The 19,914-nt window shown below is 43.8% G+C and carries 15 protein-coding genes; 5 read left to right on the forward strand and 10 right to left on the reverse strand.

Annotated features, from left to right (window positions below; genetic code table 11):
* Positions 1–17 precede the first annotated feature (17 nt).
* Positions 18–1,808 (forward strand): sodium-extruding oxaloacetate decarboxylase subunit alpha, encoded by a 1,791-nt coding sequence (oadA, locus tag Q4492_RS10035; protein WP_303417507.1) that lies wholly within the window; start codon positions 18–20, stop codon positions 1,806–1,808.
* A gap of 66 nt (positions 1,809–1,874) precedes the next feature.
* Positions 1,875–2,540 (forward strand): carbonic anhydrase, encoded by a 666-nt coding sequence (locus tag Q4492_RS10040; RefSeq protein ID WP_303417509.1) that lies wholly within the window; start codon positions 1,875–1,877, stop codon positions 2,538–2,540.
* A gap of 19 nt (positions 2,541–2,559) precedes the next feature.
* Here the strand turns inward: Q4492_RS10040 and Q4492_RS10045 are convergent, their stop codons facing one another.
* The 3 genes from Q4492_RS10045 to Q4492_RS10055 form a co-directional block, all read right to left on the reverse strand.
* Positions 2,560–3,069 (reverse strand): hypothetical protein, encoded by a 510-nt coding sequence (locus tag Q4492_RS10045; RefSeq protein WP_303417511.1) that lies wholly within the window; start codon positions 3,067–3,069, stop codon positions 2,560–2,562.
* A gap of 58 nt (positions 3,070–3,127) precedes the next feature.
* Positions 3,128–3,478 (reverse strand): ribbon-helix-helix domain-containing protein, encoded by a 351-nt coding sequence (locus Q4492_RS10050; protein WP_303417514.1) that lies wholly within the window; start codon positions 3,476–3,478, stop codon positions 3,128–3,130.
* Positions 3,479–3,567: 89 nt separating this feature from the next.
* Positions 3,568–4,137 (reverse strand): DJ-1/PfpI family protein, encoded by a 570-nt coding sequence (locus tag Q4492_RS10055; protein ID WP_303417516.1) that lies wholly within the window; start codon positions 4,135–4,137, stop codon positions 3,568–3,570.
* 455 nt (positions 4,138–4,592) lie between these two features.
* On the opposite strand from Q4492_RS10055, the gene Q4492_RS10060 reads away from it, so the two are divergent.
* Together Q4492_RS10060 and Q4492_RS10065 are read left to right on the forward strand one after the other, a co-directional pair.
* Positions 4,593–7,067, forward strand: coding sequence for an EAL domain-containing protein (locus tag Q4492_RS10060; protein ID WP_303417518.1), 2,475 nt, complete (start codon positions 4,593–4,595; stop codon positions 7,065–7,067).
* Between the two features lie 28 nt (positions 7,068–7,095).
* On the forward strand, positions 7,096–8,883 hold the full coding sequence (locus Q4492_RS10065; protein WP_303417520.1) for a thiamine pyrophosphate-binding protein: 1,788 nt from the start codon (positions 7,096–7,098) through the stop codon (positions 8,881–8,883).
* Between the two features lie 12 nt (positions 8,884–8,895).
* Here the strand turns inward: Q4492_RS10065 and Q4492_RS10070 are convergent, their stop codons facing one another.
* The 6 genes from Q4492_RS10070 to Q4492_RS10095 all read right to left on the reverse strand — a co-directional run bounded on the left by Q4492_RS10070 (position 8,896) and on the right by Q4492_RS10095 (position 16,533).
* Positions 8,896–9,720: a citrate/2-methylcitrate synthase gene (locus Q4492_RS10070; protein ID WP_303417522.1), complete on the reverse strand. Its 825-nt coding sequence runs from the start codon at positions 9,718–9,720 to the stop codon at positions 8,896–8,898.
* A complete protein-coding gene (locus Q4492_RS10075; protein WP_303417524.1) occupies positions 9,707–10,531 on the reverse strand; it encodes a citrate/2-methylcitrate synthase in 825 nt (274 codons plus the stop codon). The genes Q4492_RS10070 and Q4492_RS10075 overlap by 14 nt, the downstream gene beginning before the upstream one ends.
* A gap of 28 nt (positions 10,532–10,559) precedes the next feature.
* Positions 10,560–12,686, reverse strand: a complete 2,127-nt coding sequence (locus tag Q4492_RS10080) for a TonB-dependent siderophore receptor (protein ID WP_303417525.1) — start codon at positions 12,684–12,686, stop codon at positions 10,560–10,562.
* A gap of 57 nt (positions 12,687–12,743) precedes the next feature.
* Positions 12,744–14,315 carry a HAMP domain-containing sensor histidine kinase gene (locus Q4492_RS10085; protein ID WP_303417527.1) on the reverse strand — a complete coding sequence of 524 codons (1,572 nt, stop codon included), beginning with the start codon at positions 14,313–14,315 and terminating at the stop codon, positions 12,744–12,746.
* Positions 14,316–14,324: 9 nt separating this feature from the next.
* Positions 14,325–15,284: an ABC transporter substrate binding protein gene (locus Q4492_RS10090; protein ID WP_303417529.1), complete on the reverse strand. Its 960-nt coding sequence runs from the start codon at positions 15,282–15,284 to the stop codon at positions 14,325–14,327.
* A 370-nt stretch (positions 15,285–15,654) separates the two neighbouring features.
* A complete protein-coding gene (locus Q4492_RS10095) occupies positions 15,655–16,533 on the reverse strand; it encodes a nuclear transport factor 2 family protein (protein WP_303417531.1) in 879 nt (292 codons plus the stop codon).
* 172 nt (positions 16,534–16,705) lie between these two features.
* Between Q4492_RS10095 and Q4492_RS10100 the strand changes: the two genes are divergently transcribed.
* The gene (locus tag Q4492_RS10100) at positions 16,706–17,590 is read left to right on the forward strand and encodes an AraC family transcriptional regulator (RefSeq protein ID WP_303417533.1); all 885 of its coding nucleotides are present in this window, start codon (positions 16,706–16,708) and stop codon (positions 17,588–17,590) included.
* Positions 17,591–17,604: 14 nt separating this feature from the next.
* Here Q4492_RS10100 and uvrD read toward each other — a convergent pair whose 3' ends face one another.
* Complete coding sequence (gene uvrD, locus Q4492_RS10105) at positions 17,605–19,821, reverse strand: DNA helicase II (protein ID WP_303417536.1); 2,217 nt, start codon at positions 19,819–19,821, stop codon at positions 17,605–17,607.
* Positions 19,822–19,914: the final 93 nt, after the last annotated feature.

Genomic DNA, 19,914 nt, shown 5'->3' on the forward strand with positions numbered 1-19,914 from the left:
AGATATAGGATTGAGTTATGACTACGAAAAAGATAGAAATTACCGATGTTGTTCTGCGAGATGCGCATCAGTCTCTTATCGCTACCCGTATGCGAACAGAAGATATGCTACCTATCTGTGAAAAGTTAGATAAGGTGGGTTATTGGTCGTTGGAAGCATGGGGTGGAGCAACGTTTGATGCCTGTATTCGTTTCCTTAAAGAAGATCCTTGGGAGCGTCTGCGTCAACTTCGTAAAGCTTTACCTAATACCCGTCTTCAGATGTTGCTGCGAGGACAAAATTTATTAGGCTATCGTCATTATGCTGATGATGTTGTTGACCATTTTGTGCAGAAAGCTGCAGATAATGGTATTGATGTGTTTCGTGTCTTTGATGCATTGAATGATCTTCGCAACATTGAACGTGCGATGAAAGCCGTTAAAAAAGCAGGCAAACATGCGCAGGGAACCATCTGTTATACCACCAGCCCTGTGCACACTAATGAACTCTTTGTACAGCAAGCTATTGATCTGAAAAAGATGGGGGCTGACTCGATTGCCATAAAAGATATGGCAGGTCTGCTTAGCCCTTATGATACTTATGCTTTGGTTAAGGCGATTAAAGAGGCTGTGGATCTTCCATTAGTTGTGCATAGCCATTCTACATCAGGACTTGCACCGCTCTGTCAAATGAAAGCAATAGAAGCTGGTGCAGATATTATCGATACTGCGATCTCTTCATTTGCGGGTGGTACAAGTCATCCTGCGACTGAATCGCAAGTGGCTGCGTTGAAGGGCAGTGAGTTTGATACAGGATTAGATCTTGAGTTGTTATCGGAGATAGCGGATTATTTCCGAGAAGTGCGTAAAAAATATCATCAGTTCGAAAGTGAGTTTACACGCGAGGATATATCAGTACAGATCAATCAAGTTCCAGGCGGCATGATGTCTAATTTGGCTAATCAGCTAAAAGAGCAAAACGCTTTGGATTCTATTCGCGATGTTTTTGCTGAAATACCGCGGGTAAGAAAAGATCTAGGCTATCCACCATTGGTGACACCGACCTCTCAAATTGTTGGTACGCAAGCCGTTTACAATGTATTGGCAGGGCAGCGTTATAAAACGATTACCAATGAAGTTAAGCGTTATTTGCTCGGCGGATATGGTCGTCCCCCTGCACCGGTAAATAGTGAATTACAGCAGCAGGCCATAGGTGCAGAAGTCTGCAATGAAGGGCGCCCTGCGGATTTGTTAGTACCTGAATTCCAAAAATTGAGTGATGAGATTGGCTCTCTGGCTAAGAATGAGGAAGATGTACTGACCTATGCTATGTTCCCTGATTTAGGCAAGGAATATCTACAGCAGCGAGAAGCGGGAACCTTAGAGCCTGAGGTTCTGACCACTCTTAATAGTTCGCCAGCTCCCGTTGCAGCGTCTGAATTTTTAATCGATGTTCACGGCGAGAGCTATGAAGTGGCCATTACGGGTGTGGGTGATGCGGGCACAGGAAAGCGTAAGCTTTACCTCTCACTTGATGGTATGCCAGAAGAGGTTATTTTCGAATCTTTAAATGAGTTTGTTGCTGATGACACTAAAGGGCGGAAGCGTGCAACAGATCCCGGGCATGTGAGTGCAGCAATGCCGGGTAATGTTGTCGAGGTGTTAGTTCAAGAAGGCACGGCTGTAACCGCTGGGCAGGGTGTTATGGTGATTGAAGCAATGAAGATGGAGATGGAGGTTCATTCCAACGTGGATGGAATAGTTAAGGCTGTGTATGTGCAAAAAGGTGACCGTGTTACTCCCGGTGAGATTCTAATCGATATTGGTTAAAACCCCATTAGTCTGCGGGGTGGGTTATTGATCTCGCAGACTTTTTTTTGATACAAGTGAGCGACTATGGAAAAGATAATTAAAGGTGTGTTGGATTTTAAACTCAATGTTTACCCCAAGCGGAAAGACCTTTTTGGTGAGCTTGCTGACCAAGGTCAAAAGCCCGATGTTCTTTTCTTTACCTGTTCAGATTCACGAATAGATCCTAATTTACTGACCGGCTCCCATCCGGGTGATCTATTTATCTGCCGTAATGCAGGTAATGTTATCCCTCCTCATAGTAATGAAACCGGTGGTATGACCGCTTCAATTGAGTATGCAGTGGCGGTGCTCGGTGTTCGTCATATTATTGTTTGTGGACATACAGATTGCGGTGCGATTAAAGGAGCATTAGATATTGAGGCGTTAAATGGCTTGCCTCATGTTAAAGAGTGGCTTGGGCATTGCCGTTCTGCGATGGAAATTGTGCGAGAGCGTAATGGTATTCCCTGGAATCAAGGCGTTGATTCATGCCATTTGAATGAAGCGATTGAAGAAAATGTATTGCAACAAGTTCAACATCTTCGTACTCATCCTGTGGTTGCTGCCAAATTAGCGACGGGAAAAATTGAGATCCATGGCTGGGTTTACGATATTAAGTCAGGCTCCATTCGTTGCTGTCGCCATAATGATGATGAGTTTAGCGATTTTCACGAGCTTTATGCGGAGATGATCTCTAGCCTTTCAGAGTAGAGACCACATTTATGACGCTTTATTGGTTTCTGTTACGTATGGCTTGTACTAGAGATACTAGCTGAGTGATACGGACATTACTTAGTTGCCGATAGTCTAAATAAGGACACAGAATCAAAGGTTCTTGAGTACTGACTGCAAAATGCTCATCTAGCCACGTTAGGTGAGCAAGTTTTAACTGTTTAGCGTAGGTTTTTCCTGCCACTATATGGATGGTATCTGGCTGTTCGAAAGAGGGGGGAGAGAACAGCAAAGCCTCCCTGCTTTCTGCCTGAAATAGAAAAGTATCGCGATAATCCTGCCAAGTGAATTTAGCATCGAACCGTTTCTCTTCTTGATAAAGCTCAAATAGAAATTTAGCACTCACATTAAATATTTTACGCCAATGGTTACTCGTCGCTTGGCCTATGTTGTGTGCTTCTTCGGGTAAAAGTGCTTGGATGGTTGATAAGTTCAGGTAATCATCAAGGGGTGGCCTATTGGCAATATAGATAGCAAGGTTAAAATTTTTAGCGCCAAAACCGACCATACAAAATATTCCGATGTTAATGAGGAGCGTTATGGTTATATCAGATCAAGTAGAGCGCCTAATGTCGCTGCTCTATCTCATTTATTAAGATTGAATCTGCATCAAGTGTATTAATGGAAACCTCCCCATTAACCGGAATATCTCCAGTCAATTGTAACGCGAGATAGCGCATACAACAGACTCTTAAAAAGGATGTAAAGTTGCCTAAGTCATGCCCTGCATCGATTGATTCATGATAGAGACGGGTAAGCATCTGAGGAATGTTCATCTGATCCCGCTGAGCAATCTCTTCTAGAGTGCTCCAGAAATAGTTTTCCAGACGAACGCTAGTGACCATGCCGTCTATACGTAGAGAGCGTGTACTGCTTTTCCATAACTCAGGATTCGCGTTAATAAATAATTTACACATGAAGGGTGGCTACCTGATGTAAAGAAGAGGTGTTTTATTATAGAGGTTTTTTAAAGAGCGACTACCTTAAGGGGTAATCGCTCTTAGCCTTACTTATTTAGTAAAGCGATAAACTGAGATAGCCATGCTGGATGAGCAGGCCAAGCAGGGGCTGTTACTAAATTCCCATCTGTAATCGCGGCGTCGATCGCTATCTCCGCATAAATACCACCGGACTGGTTTATTTCAGGCATGCAAGCGGGATAGGCGGAGCAGTTTTTCCCTTTTAATACGCCAGCGGCTGAGAGTATTTGTGCACCGTGACAAACCGCAGCGACAGGTTTGTTCGTTTCAAAGAAATGCTTCACCATTTTTAGAACGCTAGGGTTAAGGCGTAAATATTCAGGCGCCCGTCCACCTGGAATAACTAAAGCATCGTAATCGTCTGGCTGAATATCGGCAAAAGTGGCATTCAGGGTGAACTTATGGCCAGGCTTTTCGGTATAAGTTTGATCACCTTCAAAGTCGTGAATTGCTGTTGCGACAGTGTCTCCCGATACTTTATCTGGGCAGACCGCATCGACGCTGTAACCGACGGCTAAAAGTGTTTGAAAGGGCACCATTGTTTCGTAGTCTTCAGTGAAATCACCAGTGATCATCAGAATTTTTTTATTGTTCATGGTTTGCTCCGTATGAATTTAGGTTTGTCTCTTCGCACAAAGTAACAGGCATCAGATCAGAGGAGGTATTAGAGGATTACTACGTGGTTTTCTGGTGTAAGGGGTAAATACGGGGATGATATACGGTGAATAGATGTCGTTTAATTATCAGCAGCTACTTTAGTATAGAAAAACGCAGTCATTTATTAAACGATCGTTTTAATGTTATAAATAGGCTTTATTTATCAAATAATTAGTGGTTTTTACTTTTCTCCAAAGATTAGATCTTGAAAAGAGTAACTAAATGCGAGAGTCTATGGCAGGGCTGATTTACTATAATAATAGGTAGTGTATGGACAATCAGATAAGGCAGAAAGATCTCAAACCAAACCTTTGTATGCTAAAAGGTTTCGCTATTGTGTTCTCTTTTCAGACTCATCGTCCCTTGAGATTTAACCAGAATAGCTGTGAGCAATATGACGGGTAATCTTCAGCTATTACTGGTTAATGGTGATCTTGAACAGTCAGAGACACTATCTACTTATCTAACAGAAAATACTGGCTTTAATGTTATTGTGGCACATTCAGGTACTGCTGCGGTTGGGATGTTAAAGCAGTTGCGAATCCATTGTGTTGTTAGTGATATTTATTTAGAGGGGCTAGATGGTTGGCGATTAGCCCGTATGGTTCGTTCGGGCATATTTAATTGCAGTGCCGATATTCCTTTTATTGTTGTTTCCTCGACTTGGTGTAAACGCATTGCTGAAAAAACAGCTCGCGAGTTCGACATCGACCATCTTTTACCTTTCGAGCAGTACCCCCGCCTCAAAGAATTATTGGAACAGCCTGCCGCTCTTCATCGAGAGTTACGTAAAGATCGGGTTTTAGCCATAGAGGATACGGCTGAGACTGCACACCTTGTACAGAGAATATTACAACAACGTTTTGAAGTGGATATAGCCTCAGATGGTATCAGTGGTTTGGCACTATGGCGTGAGAAAAAACACCCTATTATTTTGCTAGATGTGATGCTGCCGGGCATGTCGGGCCCTGAAGTTATGGAGCAGATATTAGCTGAAAACCCTGCACAAACCATTGTAATAATGACGGCTCACGGCACTATGGATTTGGCCGAGAGTTTAGTGCTACAAGGTGCCGCTGACTTTATTAGCAAGCCGTTCCAAGCTAATCAATTGCGTAAAGTGTGTGAGATCGCGGCACATAGAGAAGATTTTCTTATCAGTAATGAGCAGTTTGCAGAGACGGTTGCTCATCTGGAAGAAAGTAAAGAGGCACTGGAGAGTTTAGCGCAAGAGCATAGGAATATTCTTGATAACCTGACTACCGGTGTTTTAGAACTCGATAGCCAAGGGCGTATTGTTTTTGTGAACAAAGCTTGGTTACAAATGATAGGTGAAACTGAGTTTAGCGCTTTGGGTAGTGACTTTATTGATGTTGTGTATATAGACCCATTAAGTTCGACACATGAGATTAAGCATGCGCTTACCCGTATTATTGCAAAGCCGAGTGAACGTTTTCGACTTGAATTTAAAATTAAAGATAAGTTTAACGAGGCGATTTGGGTTGAGGCTCGTTTCAATGGAATGCAGCGTAAAGGGCAGGCCCTGTCAGTTTTTGTAGCGGTTGATGATATATCGGCCAGACGAAGAGCTGAGCAGCGCCTAGAACATTTAGCGATGCATGATACTTTGACGGGGCTACATAACCGTTACTTTTTTGATAATGAGTTAATGCGCGTGGCCGCCTTTGCTCGTTATAGCCAGATTCAGTATGCATTGCTGTATATAGATTTAAATCATTTTAAAGCGATCAATGACACTCAGGGGCATCAGAAAGGAGATTTTGTTCTTAAAGATGTAGCAGAGAAATTACAGCAGCGCATGACTGAAACGGAAAGCTTGTTTCGTATCGGCGGTGATGAATTTATTCTCCTTTTAAGTGATACCGATTCTCAACAGGCTTACGATATTGCTACACATATCTGCAAACTGATTGAGGAGGAGCAATATCAGTTTGATGATCAGGTTTTTAAAGTTAGCTGTTGTGTAGGTATCAGCTTGATCGATGGCAGTCTTGAGAAACCACAAGATTATTTACAGCGAGCGGATATAGCTTTATATGTAGCTAAACGTTATGGCCCAGGAGGTGTTCATTTACATACTGAACAGGATCAAGAGGGCGATGATGTACGTTTAAGTATGCACTGGTTGTATACCGTAAGGCACGCCATTGAACGGGATGATATCGTCCTTTATTACCAACCGGTTTATCACATTCCTACTGGTACTATTGCTTATTATGAGGCGCTTGTACGTTTAGTTATTGACGATAAGCTTGTGTATCCGGGCGAGTTTATTTCGGCTCTTGAGCGTTTCCAGGAAGCATCTTTACTGGATAAACATGTTATATCGAAAGCGATAAAAACCTTAGCGGATCATCCGAGACTGCCTAAGCTTGCAATAAATTTATCGGCTCAAGCCTTCCATAATGAGCAACTCGTACCCTTAATAGAGCAAAAGTTAGCTGAGTATAATGTTGATCCTGCGCGGGTTATTTTTGAGCTGACAGAGAGTGCGAGTTTAACTAATTTGAGTGCGACCCAAGCTATGGTGAAAACTTTAACTGAAATGGGTTGTGCTTTTTCTATCGATGACTTTGGCACCGGCTTTAGTACCTTCTCTTATCTAAAATCATTCCCTGCAGAGACAGTAAAGATAGATGGTTCTTTTGTTAAAGAGCTGAAGAATAGTGATATTGATCGAGCCTTAGTTCGCTCCATTAGGGATGTGGCATGGACGCTAGGGAAAATGACAGTGGCTGAATTTGTTGAAGATCAAGAAACGCTCGACCTGTTAAGAGAGTTTAAGGTTGAATATGCCCAAGGTTATTTTCTTGGTAAACCTGCCCCTATAGAAGCTTTGGATATCTAGTATCCAAGCGGTTTGCCGGAGTCGCAAAATGTTGGAGATCGAACTCCCTATTGATATTAATCATAACTCTCTAGATCAGAATTCGCGGGAGAGTAATCAAGCGACCTCTCTCGGTGAAGGCGCTTGTTATAGTGATTTACTGGTAGAGTATCTCAATCAAATTAATGTCAAAAAGGTCTTTGGTGTCCCTGGGGGGGCGATTGAACCCTTTTTTGATGCCGTAGCTAGACAGTCGCATGCAAGACCGATAGATATGGTTATCGCTCGGCATGAAGCTGGAGCGGCATTTATGGCTGATGGCTATGCGCGAGAAGTTCACTCTCTCGGTGTGTGTTGTGCCACGACAGGGCCGGGGGCGACAAATCTTATCACCGGCGTAGCAAGTGCCTATGCGGATAATATCCCGATGTTGGTTATTACTGCTCAAACGGCACTTCCAAAGTTTGGCAAGCAAGCTTTGCAGGATAGCTCTAGTACCGCAATTGATACTGTAGGTATGCTGCGTTATTGCACTAAATTTAATACCTTGATCTCTCACCCTGATCAGTTCGAACATGCGCTTATTTCCGCTATTATGGCGGCAAATACAGCACCAAGAGGCCCTGCACATCTGAGTGTGCCTTCTGATATTTTTAACACCCCTCTTGTTGAGAAACCTATAGTTCGCTCCCATACTTTGCGTCAACATTTGGTGACTAGTGACCCGGCTAGCCAAGACAAACTGCGACAGGAGGTTTTAGCGGCCAATAGAGTTGTGATCTTACTAGGTGATAACTGTTATCAGGCGGGCAAACAGATTATTCAATTTGCTGAAACCTTTAACATCCCTGTGATTAGTGGGCCTATGGGGAAACGTTGGATCGATGAGCGACATCCGTTGTATTGTGGTGTCTTTGGTTTTTCTGGCCATGAAAAGGCTAGAAAGCTTGTTATGGATCAGCAGTATGATTTGTTGTTAGCGGTAGGTACCCGATTAAGTGAACTAGGAACTAATGGTTGGACGCCCTCCATACTTAATAACAAGCTGATTCATATTGATAGTATCTCGCAGTATTTCAATCAGTCGAGTATGGCACGGCTTCATGTGTTGGGCCCTCTGCCGCAATTATTTGCGAAATTAACGACTCAACTTCAGGGTAAGGAACGCGTTGACCGCTGGTGGGAGTGTGATACTCGCACAGAGACAGGGCTTTTAAACCAAGCAGAAATGGATCTTGCGCGTAGCTCCGATCTACCCTTAAAGCCGCAACGCTTATTTCATTATTTAGGTGAAACACTTCCTGAGCAAACAAGAATTTTTATTGATGCAGGTAATGCTTGGGCTTGGGCGACTCATTATATGTTGCGCAGTGATGATCAAGGTTATTACCGTATCGCTATGGGTTATGGTTCTATGGGTTGGGCTATAGGCTCCTCTGTAGGATCTGCCATCGCCAACCCTAATGCGCCCCATCTATGTATTACTGGAGATGGGAGCTATCTTATGAGTGGTCAAGAAATTACGGTAGCTCAGCAGCAAGGTGTGCCTTTAGTGATGATTATCTTAAATGATAGTGCGCTAGGAATGGTCAAGCATGGCCAACGTTTAGGTGGGGCTGAACCTATAGGTTTTTCGCTTCCGGTAATTGATTATGCTGCGATGGCCTCTTCAATGGGTATCCAGAGTATAGGTATAGATTCATTTGACGCGCTAGAGACGCTTGATTTTTCCGCGCTATTTTCTCGTTCGGGTCCCACATTAATTGATGTAAAAATCGACCCTGAAGAGGAGCCGCCCATGGGCGAGCGGATTAAAGGATTAGCCTCGAGTAAGTAGCCGCTGTTTAAGTTAAGGGTTTGGCAAATCACGAGGCGCTACACCTGTGTAGATAATATCTTGGCACTGTAAAGGCAAATAACTTCCCGCTGTATTATCTGCCGCTTCGGCATAACAGGCGTGGACTCCTGCACTTACCCAAAGCGCCATAATGCGGCTTAGATCTGGATCAGAAAAACCTTGGTCGGCAAGAAAGGCTGCCATATATCCCCCAAAGTTAATCGACTCACCTTCTTGAATCGTTAAATATTCACTGATCTCTAGTGCTAGGCTCTCATGGGGGCCTATCTCGAAACCTAGTTCTCTGCTTAAGCGATACATTGCCGTAACACGCTCATCCCCTTTAGCTATAGGGCGGGCAAAGCCTGGGAGACTGTGGTTATTCCCTTGTCTGTTTTGAATAAGTTCAAATAGCGTTTGCCCTTGATCTTTATCTTCTCGGGCTTGTTGAATGAATTTTAGACAAGGGGTGATAACGCCTGGGCCATAAAGTAATGCATCTGATGCTTGGATTCCTGCACTAATCGCTGCGACAGGGCGTGTTTTTACCGATCCGGCTAATGCCGCTATTTGATTGCACCATATACGTGAATCGGGCCAGCTCAAACAGCTAAAACAGTTTTCCAACCAAGTGGCTAGGTTTTTATCAGGCAGACGCCCCGTGGTATTTAAAACCAGCAGTTGGAACCAAGATATTTGACCGATTAGGTCGTCCATCATCGAGTATCCGTGGTTATAGACTGCATCGCCGATCTTCCAGCCCCCTTTATTGCTGGTGATTTTATTTCGATGTTGATCCCAATGCTTCCAGCAGGGATCCGTCTTATTTGATGACATAGTTTTCCTCGGCTAGGAAGGGCATTTCAGTAATCGGGCTATTCGATTTTTCTGCTGCTTGTGCTGCAATACCTGGTGCACAGGCTATTTGGAAAATAAGTTCCCCTGTATAGGGAGTAAAACCTAAGTCGAGCAGACATGCGCCAGCTAGGCCTGCGATTCTCCAGCTTAACGTTAGCTCTTCATCTATACCGTCCAGCATCGCGTGCGCCCAACGTAAGTGAGGGCCCGGAGAACAGTGATTAAAAACGTTATCGGCGATTTTTTGTGTATAGCTATCAATGCTGCCATAGAAGGTACCAAACCCTGGTGCTGGAATAATGTCTCCTTCATCGGTTTGAGCTACGAGTATTTTGGCTGCTTGGGTTAATGCTTGTGCGCCCATTCGAGGTGTGACTTGCTGATTATTTTGTAGGTATTTCATCGCTTGGAACACCTCATGGCTACCTCCTTGTTCACCACTGAGTACGTTTAGTGACAAAGGAAGAATGTGGCTAACATGAGTTTTACTTACAGCGGCATTCATTGCAGCTCGACAGGCATTATGCCGAGGTCCGGGATGAATAAGGCTTGTTAATAAATGTTCAAATAGCTGATGCTGCTCGGGAGTAGGTAGCTCACCCTGAAACATAAGGAAGAGCACTTCGGTATAGCTGCGATTATTAATTAAAGCGAGGTGTTCGTAACCGTGGCAGCGTGCTTCACTTACAGTGTATGGATTGGTTGTTGAGGGTGTTTCCTGCCAGATGGATGTGCTAGTTTTTTCACAGAAGGCATCGTTACGGCTATGTTCATCTACTTTTTTTACCATGGTTACTCTAAATCTCTATAGGTAAATTTTAGAAGCGATACTCTATTTCAGCCCAAATACTTCTGCCTTCGAGTGGGTAATCATCAGGAATGGAACTGCTTGAAGGTTCGCTTGCATAAGTATCAAACAGATTTTTTACGATCAATGCGAGTCGTACCTGTTTTTTTAACATGTCGTGTGTGACCTTCGCATTGACCCAGTGGTAATCGCTGACCTTAGCTCTATTGTCCCCTTCCTCTCTTTCTCTAGAGCCTATCCAATAATGTTGGAGAGAGCCTGACCAGTTAGGTGACAGTGTGTAATTTAAGTCTATATAAGTGCTATGTTGAGGTACGTTAGCAACAGGCATATTGGTATCTGCATTTGTTGCATGTTGGTAGGCATAGTTGGCGTTGAGGCTGAGCTGTGGATTAATTTTCCAATCCCACTCAAGTTCAGCGCCGTAACCATCTTGATTACCTATATTTTGATATTGGATCATACTCCCGGTGGTTACCGTATCAATAAGGTCTGTGGCGGTATAACTGTATAGACTGAGTCTTAGGTTGGTATCGAAATGAGGGCGATAATCGAAGGCTAATTCATAAGTCTCGATCTCTTCCGGTTTTAAGTCAGGATTACCCAAAGCCGCTGGATTATTAATTAGATGTTGTTCACTGAAAGAGGGGGCACGGAACGCTGTGCCGTAAAGTAGGCGGGTTGTTAAGTTGTGTCGAGTAAGCCACACCAAGGCCAGTCGAGGGTTGAGGGTGTTACCAAAATCTGAATAGTTATCCCAGCGTAAGCCGGCCGTAAATGACCAGTCATTATTTAACTGCCACTGATCCTGAGCTGACAGAAAGTATGCAGTTCTTTTTTGGGGTTGCAGATAGATATCGGCACTGCCGCTTACGTTAGTCAGTGTTCCGTCTACTGTACCTTCTGAGCCATCGATAACGCCTGGGCCAAAGTTTTTATACTCTTCAGTTCGGATCTTGTCTTGGCTCCAGCCTGATGCAATCCTTATAGTGTGATTATCGTAGCCTGAATAGATACCGGCGAGCTCTAAACGTGTAGTTTCAGCTAGGGAGTAGGGGTTGCCTATATACCCATCAGTAAAGGTGACAAGGCCGGAAAAGGGGTCAGAAAAGGCGTTTCCATCACTCCCAATCGGTAAGGTACTACCTTCTGGGAAAAGTAAGAAGTAAGAGTCACTAACCGTTCTCAGGTAAGATAAATCAGCTTTGAAATTGAAATGATTTGTTAGATCTTTGTCATAGTTAAGATGAGTTAGAAACTGTTCTGCATTTTGATAACCGGTTGAGTCTAATGCGAGAGATCCCCCTTGGCCGACCCCTGCGCTATCCTGCTTCCAGTACCAGTTTTTCCAAGACCAATTACCTAGTGATAGATCAAGTTGTAGATTCGTGACGTCATAACCCGTTTGTAAGGCGTTAGGCGCTTCGGATGCACTGGTTCCGTAGAGGTCATCGAAGGTTGATTGTAGGTCTGTATTTACAATGCGGCCACTATCGCCATCACTGGTTTGATTGTCGAGTGAAAATGAGACGGAGAAGTCATCCTCAACAAATCCTTTTCGTAGCCAAGTGTCTCTACTGTCAAAACTGCCAACACGTATACCCGCTGCACCCTGTTGGTTTTCCGCTGCCGTGCGGGTAATGATATTGATCACGCCGCTAAAAGCGTCAGCGCCATAGACCGCTGACCCTGGGCCTCGAATAACCTCTATACGGCTGACATTGCTTACCGGCATGCGAAAGGTAAAAGCAAGGCCGCCGTTGTAGTTATGTTTTAGCTCAATACCGTTAAGTAAGATTAATATTTGTGGGTTGAAGCCTGTTTGTATGCCTCGGACTGAAAGGACGGGGTCTAAGCGGCTTAAATCGGATGGCATTAAGTGTAGGCCGGGTATGCGCTCTAAGACTTCGAACAGGTGGGTTACACCCATAGATGAAATCGTTTCTGCGTTAATAACACTGGCTACTGAGGGCGCTTTGCTGATCGGTGTATGTGTACCTGTAGCAATACTAACTAAGGTCTCCTCGCCAAAGAAATCTGCAAATTCACTTCCTGGGGCGAAGTTGTTCTCTTCAGCCGCAGTAACCTGGGCAAAGAGAGATGTTAGCAGTGTGAGTATGCTTAGCCTTTTTTTCATAACGCCTACTTTAAATAACCCCAAGTTATTGTAGTGGCTGGTAGATGAATTACCAGCTTAATACTTTTCTTCATTGGGTATAGTTAGCCAGAATGTAAAAACACTGCCCTTATTGGGTTTACTTGATACAGTGATGGAACCTCCCATCATTTCGGCATAGTGTTTTGCTATAGCCAGTCCTAGCCCTGTGCCTCCATACTTGCGTTTTACACTTCCATCGACCTGTTTGAACTTATTAAATACTTGAGCAAGCTGTTCTTTAGGAATACCTATCCCTGTATCGGCGACTTCCCAATAGATTTTATTTTGATCCAGATAACACTTAAGAGAGATCTCTCCCTGCTCTGTGAATTTGCAGGCATTTGATAATAGGTTGAGTAGTATTTGTTGAATCTTTTCTTTGTCTACATTTAAGTAAAGATCCCCAGAAGGGTGGTCGATGGTGAAACGATTTTTATTTTTTGCGGCCAGTGGACGTATAGTATTTTCAGTCTCTTTGATTAGATCGGTGAGTGAGCATTGCTGTGCGCTCAGATCCATTTTACCGGCTTCACATTTAGCTAAATCTAAGATGGCGTTAATTAGGTTTAAAAGCCGCTGTGAAGAATGTAAGGCTGAATTAAGGTCCTCAACTTGAGTGTCAAATTCAGGATGTATTTCAAGCTCTTCTGTAACCAATTCAATATAACTAGTTACAGCTTGTAGAGGAGTGCGTAGTTCGTGACTGATATTGGCGAGGAACTCCGATTGAGTCCTCATAGCAACTAATGCTGTATCACGCGCGGCGACTAGTTCATGAGTACGGACTTCAACTTCAGATTCAAGGCCTGTGTTTAATTCTATGAGCTTGTTTTCTTGCTGCTCTAAGGAGTTCATCATGGCATTGAAGCTTCTCGCCATTTGTTGAACTTCTCTAGGCCCTTCAATTTCTGCAACTAGATGATCGCCTGAGGTTTGTGCCTCATTCATCGTTTCAGATAGTTTGGAAAGGGGGCTTGTTAGATGACGAAGCCCTCTATTTAAGAGCCAGATTAACAGTATGGATATGATTAACGTGACGAGCAGATTGTAGATGATGAGGTTATTGATTAGCTTAACAAGGGACTCTTTGGAAACTTTAATCATAACGTAACCAAGTAGCGATTTTGTATTGTTCTCTAAGCTGAATTCTTGAGCACCGCTATCGTTGCTTAATGGATCGGTATTTTCCAAGTAGACGGGAGCGGCAATAAACCAAGCGCTGCCTGTATTTTTGACTGTCGTGGCGGCGTTAATCGGGAACCAAAGATCTAAGTCGGAATTTTTCCAATCGACATCCCCTTGCTTAAGCAATAGATCTAGGCTGTCTGAGAAAATAGCGACACCAGTAACATCGTTGAAGCCTAGTACCTGGGATAGAGCGTCATGCGCATTTTCTTTGCTGGCAGTGATCAAGGAGAGCACGCTGAGATGGGCTAAGTTATCAGCTATGCGTAATGAATTTTGCTGCAGAACTTGTCGGGATTGATTATACGAGACCCATACTGCGGTTACTGAGCTGGTAATAGAGAGTAGGCAGATAGATATAATCAGAAACAAGAGCAGTTGCTGCCAAATACTTTTATGTCTGTGTCGACCAAAAAATATCATCAATATGCCCTAGAATCTGGATTGAGGAAAAGTTTGATAAAAAGAGTTTTTCATTGTTGCGTTATATTCTAAGCCTAGGTGGGAGGCGGTTCTCAAGTTCACACCCACTTGTCGAGTAAGGGATAGTTCTACACCAGGGCCTTTCTCTCCCTCCTTCATGTTTGCCACCATGCGGGCCAAACGGGAGCCATCCTGAATATTGTCAGGGAAAAGGGTAAAAAGGAAACCACGGCGGACGTGGCCCGGTTTACTCGAAAAAACGACAAAGTTTCTATCCCAAGATTCGCGCAGTAATAGGGGCAATATGACGTTTTCGTTAGCAGTGGTCGTATCTAACGGCAACCAAATAGCATCAGTCAGGCTGTCCGCTTCTTGCAATATTGTTTGATAGCGCTCAACGGCCTCACCTAAATCAGCAACTTTAGCGGTAATGAGCTTTAGCTTCTTTTTGGCGGCTGCGCGTTGTGCTTTTTCAATCAGCCATTCACTTTGGTCTGTGTATACCACGTGAACTTGGCGAGTGTTTGGCGATAGTATTTTTAATTGATCAAACAGGTTTGCAGGATCAGCGATTAAGCTGACACCTGATATATCGTTGGGTCTTATAGGTAGAGCCCCCGTCACAAAAGGGTATTTTCCTCGGAGGGTATTGTTGTATGCATAACCTCTGCGTCCTAAAGTGATAACTCGGTCAACACCATCGGTGTCCATTTTGTTTAGCAGGGCATCGGGCGCTAGAGGTTTATCTATAGAGTATTTAATCACTTTCCCTACATGCTGAGTTTCAATCCCTTCAATTATTTGTTCAAAAACCTGTTGGTAGGGTGGTGGTAGATCGGGGTATATAACCGCAAGCGTTGCCGCCGCTAATGGATAGCTGAGAAAGGTTAAGCATAAGGCTATACAGGGCAAGAGCCATCGACAGATGAGTTGCTTAGGTCTATAAAAAATCCGTTTAATTCTTGCCATAAGCAGTGATTGGTCTGCATCTATTTTGTATGAGATTTAGAGGGAGGAAGGTAAAATTCAGATAGTCTTATTGCTTCCTATGGACCTAACGCGCACTTTTTTGCCAAGTATAACCTGAATTGATATTGATCTCGATAGGTAGGTTTAACGGTACAGATAAACCAAGGAAAGGAGGCTTTATACTGCTAAAAACTGTGTCTATTTTTGCATGGTAAGATCAGACTAGGGTTGAGACAAATGAGGATGATCTATCTATAGACCTTGTCTGCTTTATTAGGCTATATGGTGTAAGAGACCCTCCGCGACACTGTAGATATCAGAGGGCCTTTTAGTGACTATTTATAAGCCGATGATTATAAGCTAATCAGGTTTAAAATTTACCGTTGTTGTTTTTCCATGTGTCTTTGGTTGGTATTGCTTCGATGGTGTCCCAATGCTCGGCGATTTTTCCGTTTTCTACCCGAAAAAGGTCATAAAAAGATGTGTGTTGCTCTGCGAAACTGCCTTCGCTCACCACTAAAACAAAGTTACCTTCTCCCAGAACGTGGTGGACTTTTTCATACTTCATCTGAATACCTTGTTTTGCAAGGGCTTCCAATGCTGCCCCTAATCCAGATAAACCATCGGCAATATTAGGGTTATGTTGAATATAGTGGTCACCATTAAAGTAACTTTGTAGTTTGCTCATTTCACCATTGAGTAAAATATCAGTCACAAAGTTTGTAACGAGCGTTTTGTTGGCTGCACTTTTGCTAAGGTCTGTTACCTCTAGAGCACCATCGATCATAGTACGACCACTCGGGTTTGTAGTTTTCGGTGTCTCTTGAAGGTTATCCCAATGTTCAACAATTAAATCATCTTCAAAACGGAAAATATCAAAACCTATTTTAGGTCCAAAGAAATTATATTCCGTATGGGTGAAAACGTAGTTACCGTCTTGGAATGCGCGGACTGTATTTACCTTCGCTGAGTTTGCCGGTAGGGCAGCTAATACCGCACCGAAACCGCTTAAACCATCGGCAACTGCTAAGTTGTGTTGTGTATATTGGTTAGGGTTTATATAGGAGACAGGCTTTGATTCATTTGTCTCTATGCTTTTAAGCAAGTCGACCACTTTTTGTTTATAACTCATTTGCGTTTCTCCTGTTTCTGCCATTGTGTTGGATACGCATGTAGTGGCGAGTAATCCGGCGATTGCCGTGCAGCGTATGGTTTTGATCATTGTTGTTTTACTGTTTTTTAGGTTCATGTGGGTTATGTCCAAATAAGATAGAAACCGCTATTAGCTCGTGGTGTATTTATGTCTAGTTCTCTTCTTCTTTAGCTATCTTCTAAGAAATAGTGCCTTATGGAGAGGTAGCTATATTGTTTATAATGATCAAAATCGAGCGTTTATAAGAAATATGTGATTTAGGAAAGTGATGAAGCCGATTAAACAGACCTCATTTGAAAATAAAGAACTAACCGCTTTAGGTATTGAGCCTATTCGGTTGGAAGATATGCGTGATAAGTTGCCAGCGGTTGCCGAGCGGCTTGAGTTTTACATATTGATATTAGTGACAGCAGGTAGCGGCAAGCATAGTGTGGATTTTGTTGAGTATGGGTTATCGACGGGCTCGTTGCTGTTTGTACGCCCAGGTCAGGTTCAGGAGTGGAGTGATTATGCTGAGTTAGATGCTGAAGTGGTGTTGATTGATCCTAAGTCGTTACCTTATGGCGATAATATGTATGCAGCGGATAGCAGCTTACTGGCACTTGATCGTTGGCAGAATTGCACTTTATTACCTAGCTTGCTTTATGATGACTTATTGGCTGCATTGTTAAGACTAAGGCGGGATTTTGCTGCTTTTAATGGCTCTCAGTTGGATATTGCGTTGGTGAGGCATGAAGTATTAAGTATTTTGCTTCGTTTAGCCCGTTGGCAGGATCAGCTCTCATCAATGGTCAGCCTGCCTAGTCGATCACAAAAGACATACCAGCTTTTTATTCAGTTGTTAGAGCAACAATATACTGCGCAGCATAGTCTGAATTATTATGCGCAGCGTCTAGGTTATGCACAAAGCACTTTAAGTCGCGCCTGTCTGAAATATGAAGGGGTCTCTGCAAAAGTAGTTATTGATCGGCGTATTGCTTTGGAGGCGCAGCGAATCTTAGCGCATAGCCGTGCATCGGTGGCTGAAGTGGGGTTTTATCTAGGCTTTAGTGAGACGACGAACTTTATCAAATTCTTTAAACGTGTACTTGGCACAACCCCAAGCGTTTTTCAGCGCAATGCTCGGGGAAATCATAGCCCTGATCCTATATAGAATAGGGCTGTTTTTTATATAGTTTGTAGATTGGCAAACCCAACCACTAACCATTTACTTCCTTCATAGTCGAAATTCACTTGCACTCGAGCTTTAGCACCAGACCCTTCAAAGTTTAGCACTGTACCTTCACCAAACTTACTGTGGTTTACGCGTTGTCCTAGCGCTAAATTGGTTTCAGGTATTGCGCTACTGCTTAGAGAACTACTGCCAAATAAGCTACTACCCGTGTCATCATTATTGTAACGGCTTGTCATTGGTCGGCTAACGCTAGCGTTGAGGCGCACCTCCTCAATCAGTTCATTTGGAATCTCTTTAATGAAACGAGAGGGGCGGTTGTAATTATCTTGGCCGTGTAAGCGGCGGGATTCTGCATAAGTGATGTAGAGCTTCTGCATAGCACGGGTTATACCTACATAGCAGAGACGGCGCTCCTCTTCGAGGCGGCCAGGTTCCTCGATAGACATCTTGTGTGGAAAGAGACCTTCCTCAACCCCCGCTAAGAAGACTTGAGGGAATTCTAAGCCTTTGGCTGAATGTAAGGTCATTAACTGGACACTATCTTGGAAATCATCAGCTTGGGTATCGCCGGAGTCTAAGGCTGCCTGATCTAAAAAGGCGGCGAGTGGAGAATTAAATTCCTCATCCAAAAACTCATCCCACTGACTGTTAAATTGTTTGGCAGCGGTAACGAGTTCTTCTAAATTTTCGATGCGCGACTGGGCTTTTTCGCCTTTCTCTTTTTGGTGATGTTCAATTAGCCCGGCGTGCTGGATAACATGTTCAGCTTGCTCATGGAGCAGGGTATCTTCGGTATCTTGGGCCATCTGATTGATTAAATCGATAAATGTTTGTAGGGCATTCGCTGCGCGAGGTGGCAAGCGTTTCAGCTCTACAATTTCATTTGAGGCGCGCCACATAGAGATCGATTGGCTGCGGGCATGTTCACGAATAATCTCTACTGTGCGAGTACCAATACCGCGGGTCGGCACATTAATAACACGCTCCATGGAGGTGTCATCATCTCTATTGCTAAGTAAGCGTAGGTAAGAGAGTGCATTTTTAATCTCTAAGCGTTCATAAAAGCGTTGTCCGCCATAGATACGATAAGGAACACCGCTGCGAATCAGTGCTTCTTCAAGTACCCTTGATTGAGCATTAGAGCGATAGAGAATGGCACATTCTCTACGTACATTGCCATCTTGAACCCATTTGCTAATCTGATCGACGATAAAGCGAGCTTCATCTTGCTCATTAAATGCAGAGTAGAGCGAGATAGCCTCACCTTCTCCTGCATCAGTGTGGAGTTCTTTCCCTAGACGGCCTTGGTTATTACGGATGACTTCATTGGCTGCACGTAGAATTGTTTCAGTCGAACGATAATTTTGCTCTAGCTTAATGGTTTCTGTGCCGGGGAAATGGATAGAAAGATTTTGAATATTTTCTATCTTTGCGCCACGCCAGCCATAGATGGATTGGTCATCATCACCCACCGCCATCAGTTTACGTTGCCCGCCGCATAGCATCTGTAACCATGCGTATTGGATACTGTTAGTGTCTTGAAATTCGTCTACAAGGAGGTAACGAAAGCGATCTTGATAATGGGCTAGAAGAGCGGGGTTTTTATCTCTCAGCAGCTCGAGTGAACGGAGTAGAAGCTCGCCAAAGTCGACCATGCCGCCTCGTTCACAAGCGGCTTCATAGGCTTGATACATGGAAAGCATATTTCGGTCGGTTGGGTCATTACGCGGTTCAATATGTTTTGAGCGCAAGCCTTCATCTTTTTTATCGTTGATGTACCACTGGAATTGGCGCGCTGGCCAGCGCTTATCATCCAAGTTCATCTCTTTTGCTAGGCGCTTGATGACACGAAGCTGGTCATCGCTATCCATAATTTGGAAGTTTTCTTGTAACCCTGCATCTTGCCAGTGAGCACGTAATAAACGATGGGCTAGTCCATGGAACGTGCCAACCCACATGCCTTGAGGGTTAATGCCGAGCAGCTCCTCTATTCGGCCACGCATCTCTTTGGCCGCTTTGTTGGTAAAGGTAACTGCCATAATCGAATAGGGTGACATCTTTTCGATCTGAATAAGCCATGCGATACGGTGGACCAGTACACGAGTTTTACCGGAACCCGCACCTGCAAGTACCAGTAGGTTCTGTACGGGAGCCGTTACTGCGCTACGCTGGGCATCATTTAGCGAATCGATTATATGGGTTACGTCCATTGCTGCTCTTAGTCACTGTATAAATAATCAGTGATGGATTATAACAGCTGCTATGGACTTTAATAGTAACTAAGGGGTGATGTTAGGTAAGAA

The sequence above is a fragment of the Neptuniibacter sp. 1_MG-2023 genome, from assembly GCF_030547185.1.
In the GTDB taxonomy this organism is placed as follows: Bacteria; Pseudomonadota; Gammaproteobacteria; order Pseudomonadales; family Balneatricaceae; genus Neptuniibacter.

Bases quoted from the DNA above. Each gene is read 5' to 3' on its own strand.
- oadA (WP_303417507.1), top strand. From the start codon at position 18: ATGACTACGAAAAAGATAGAAATTACCGATGTTGTTCTGCGAGATGCG.
- Q4492_RS10040 (WP_303417509.1), top strand. From the start codon at position 1,875: ATGGAAAAGATAATTAAAGGTGTGTTGGATTTTAAACTCAATGTTTAC.
- Q4492_RS10045 (WP_303417511.1), bottom strand. From the start codon at position 3,069: ATGGTCGGTTTTGGCGCTAAAAATTTTAACCTTGCTATCTATATTGCC.
- Q4492_RS10050 (WP_303417514.1), bottom strand. From the start codon at position 3,478: ATGTGTAAATTATTTATTAACGCGAATCCTGAGTTATGGAAAAGCAGT.
- Q4492_RS10055 (WP_303417516.1), bottom strand. From the start codon at position 4,137: ATGAACAATAAAAAAATTCTGATGATCACTGGTGATTTCACTGAAGAC.
- Q4492_RS10060 (WP_303417518.1), top strand. From the start codon at position 4,593: ATGACGGGTAATCTTCAGCTATTACTGGTTAATGGTGATCTTGAACAG.
- Q4492_RS10065 (WP_303417520.1), top strand. From the start codon at position 7,096: ATGTTGGAGATCGAACTCCCTATTGATATTAATCATAACTCTCTAGAT.
- Q4492_RS10070 (WP_303417522.1), bottom strand. From the start codon at position 9,720: ATGTCATCAAATAAGACGGATCCCTGCTGGAAGCATTGGGATCAACAT.
- Q4492_RS10075 (WP_303417524.1), bottom strand. From the start codon at position 10,531: ATGGTAAAAAAAGTAGATGAACATAGCCGTAACGATGCCTTCTGTGAA.
- Q4492_RS10080 (WP_303417525.1), bottom strand. From the start codon at position 12,686: ATGAAAAAAAGGCTAAGCATACTCACACTGCTAACATCTCTCTTTGCC.
- Q4492_RS10085 (WP_303417527.1), bottom strand. From the start codon at position 14,315: ATGATATTTTTTGGTCGACACAGACATAAAAGTATTTGGCAGCAACTG.
- Q4492_RS10090 (WP_303417529.1), bottom strand. From the start codon at position 15,284: ATGGCAAGAATTAAACGGATTTTTTATAGACCTAAGCAACTCATCTGT.
- Q4492_RS10095 (WP_303417531.1), bottom strand. From the start codon at position 16,533: ATGAACCTAAAAAACAGTAAAACAACAATGATCAAAACCATACGCTGC.
- Q4492_RS10100 (WP_303417533.1), top strand. From the start codon at position 16,706: ATGAAGCCGATTAAACAGACCTCATTTGAAAATAAAGAACTAACCGCT.
- uvrD (WP_303417536.1), bottom strand. From the start codon at position 19,821: ATGGACGTAACCCATATAATCGATTCGCTAAATGATGCCCAGCGTAGC.